Origin of the sequence: Nocardioides sp., from assembly GCF_031422975.1 — a bacterium.
GTDB lineage: Bacteria > Actinomycetota > Actinomycetes > Propionibacteriales > Nocardioidaceae > Nocardioides.
Genome location: NZ_JANPEO010000456.1, coordinates 1 through 2,219, shown reverse-complemented (window position 1 = coordinate 2,219; position 2,219 = coordinate 1). Strand labels below are relative to the sequence as shown.

The 2,219-nt window shown below is 72.1% G+C and carries 3 protein-coding genes; all 3 read left to right on the top strand.

Annotated elements, in window-relative coordinates; all coding sequences use genetic code 11:
* Positions 1 to 629: DUF1295 domain-containing protein (locus RMO85_RS13650; protein WP_310529273.1), on the top strand; the 629-nt coding region annotated here is incomplete at its 5' end.
* A gap of 39 nt (positions 630 to 668) precedes the next feature.
* Positions 669 to 1,283 (top strand): RNA polymerase sigma factor, encoded by a 615-nt coding sequence (locus RMO85_RS13645; RefSeq protein ID WP_310529272.1) that lies wholly within the window; start codon positions 669 to 671, stop codon positions 1,281 to 1,283.
* Positions 1,280 to 2,101: a hypothetical protein gene (locus RMO85_RS13640; RefSeq protein WP_310529271.1), complete on the top strand. Its 822-nt coding sequence runs from the start codon at positions 1,280 to 1,282 to the stop codon at positions 2,099 to 2,101. Before RMO85_RS13645 ends, RMO85_RS13640 begins: the two co-directional genes overlap by 4 nt.
* The last annotated feature ends 118 nt before the right edge of the window (positions 2,102 to 2,219 follow it).

Sequence of the window (2,219 nt, the reverse complement as noted above, 5' to 3'; positions counted from 1 at the left end):
CGTGGGCGCTCGCGCTGCTGGTCGGCATCTGGGGCGGGCGCCTCGCGCTCCACATCCAGCGCCGGTCCCGCGGTCACGGCGAGGACCCGCGCTACACCGCGTTGATCGGTGACGCGGGCTTCGGCACGGTCATCCGCAAGGTGTTCGCCGTCCAGGGTCTCGCGGTGTTCGTCGTGTCCTCACCACTGGTCGTCGCTGCGGCGTACGACGTCCGCTGGCGGTGGTTGGTCGTCGTGGGTGGTGCCGTCTGGCTCGTCGGCCTGCTGTTCGAGGCCGTCGGCGACGCGCAGCTCGCGGCCTACCGGCGGCTCCCCCGGGACCGCAAGCCGCTGGTGATGGAGACCGGGCTGTGGCGCTACACGCGGCACCCGAACTACTTCGGCGATGCGTGCGTCTGGTGGGGCCTCTGGCTCGCGGGCGCCCTGTCGGCCGGATGGTTGCCGGGACTGCTGACCATCGTGGCACCGGTCGCGATGACGTACTTCCTCGCCTTCGCCACCGGAGCCCGGCTGCTCGAACGCACGATGATGCAGCGGCCCGGCTACCCGGAGTATGCCGCCCGCACCTCGATGCTGGTGCCCCTGCCGCCCCGCAGGGACACGGCCACGCAGCCGCCGAAATCCCGGTAATGCGAGTGTCGGTGCCGCCGGTGCTGTAGACCAAAGCGGGTGCCCGACTCCGCCGATCCCCTCGACCCGCTCGTGGAGCAGATGCTCGCAGGCGACGAGGCTGCGCTCCGGGTCGTGTATCGCGACATCCAGCCGAGACTGCTGCGCTACCTGACCGTCCTGGTCGGCCCCGACGATGCCGAGGACGTCGCGAGCGAGACGTGGGCCCAGGGGTTTCGCGACCTCGACCGGTTCGCCGGCGATGCGGACGGCTTCCGTGGCTGGCTGACGACCATCGGTCGCCATCGAGCCCTGGACCACCTGCGTCGGCGGCAGCGCCAGCCGCGCGTCGACAGCGAGCTGCTCGAGCTGCTCGACCGGCCGGCCGGGATCGACGTGGAGTCCCTGGTCGCCGACATGATCGGGACGGACGCGGCGCTGGCGATGGTGGCCGCCTTGCCGAGGGACCAGGCCGAGGCGATCCTGTTGCGGACCGTCTTCGGCTTCGACGCGCCCACGACGGCGCGGATCCTGGGCAAGCGGCCAGGGGCAGTACGCAGCGCCACCCACCGGGGGCTGCGCGCGCTCGCGCGACGACTCGAGCAGGGCGAGGAAAAGTTCTCCGACGCAAGCCGTGACACTTTCAGAGCGCCCGACGCTGAAGGCATGAGATGAGCAACCACCGCCGCCTTTCCCGCCACCAGACCGAGCGCATCCTCAGCGCCCCGGCCGGGTCCGACCCCACCGTCGGTCCCGTGCTGGATGCCCTGCGCGCGCCGGCCCGGGACAGGGAGCTGCTCCGCGAGAACGCAGCGGTCTCAGTCTTCCATGCCGCTCGTGTGACCCCCCCACCCATCACCAGGAGTGACATGACCACCGCTCGCAGCGCCGCCACTCGGGCCGCCATCGCCACCGGCGTCATCGTCGCCGTCACCTCCGGCGGCTTCGCCCTGGCCGCCACCGGCCACCTGCCGGCGCTGCCGGACCAGGCGTCCGACCAGGCCACCGACTCGGTCGCGCAGAGCCGGGCCACCACCGCCCCGACGCTCACCCCGACGGCGACCCCGACGGCTGACGTCACGAAGACCAAGAAGCCGAAGGAGACCGCCACCTCGGAGCCGGTCGAGCCTTCGTCGACCTCAGCCCCCTCGCCCAGCCTCAAGGGTATGTGCAACGCCTTCTCGGCCCACGACAAGTCCCTGCACGGCAAGGCCCTCGACAGCACCGCGTTCACCGCCCTGGCCACCGCGGCCGGTGGCAGGGAGAACATCGCGACCTACTGCGTGACGCTCGTCGGTGAGCCGAAGGTCAAGCCCGCCACACCCGCGAAGCCGACCCCGACCAACAAGCCGACCACCACCGGCCAGCCCACGGCGAAGCCCACCCCCACGAACAAGCCGACCACCACCGGCAAGCCCACGGCCAAGCCCACCCCGACCTCCAAGCCGACGTCCGCTGGTCACGGCAAGCCGGCCACCGCCGGCAAGCGCTGACACCACACGCTCCCCCCTCCCCCCGCCGAGACGGCCACCCCCTCCCCCCACGGGTGGCCGTCTCGGGCCATCTCGCAGCGACCCGGCACACTCGGGTGCATGGACGCCGTCGGCGCAG

Bases quoted from the DNA above. Each gene is read 5' to 3' on its own strand.
- RMO85_RS13640 (WP_310529271.1), top strand. From the start codon at position 1,280: ATGAGCAACCACCGCCGCCTTTCCCGCCACCAGACCGAGCGCATCCTC.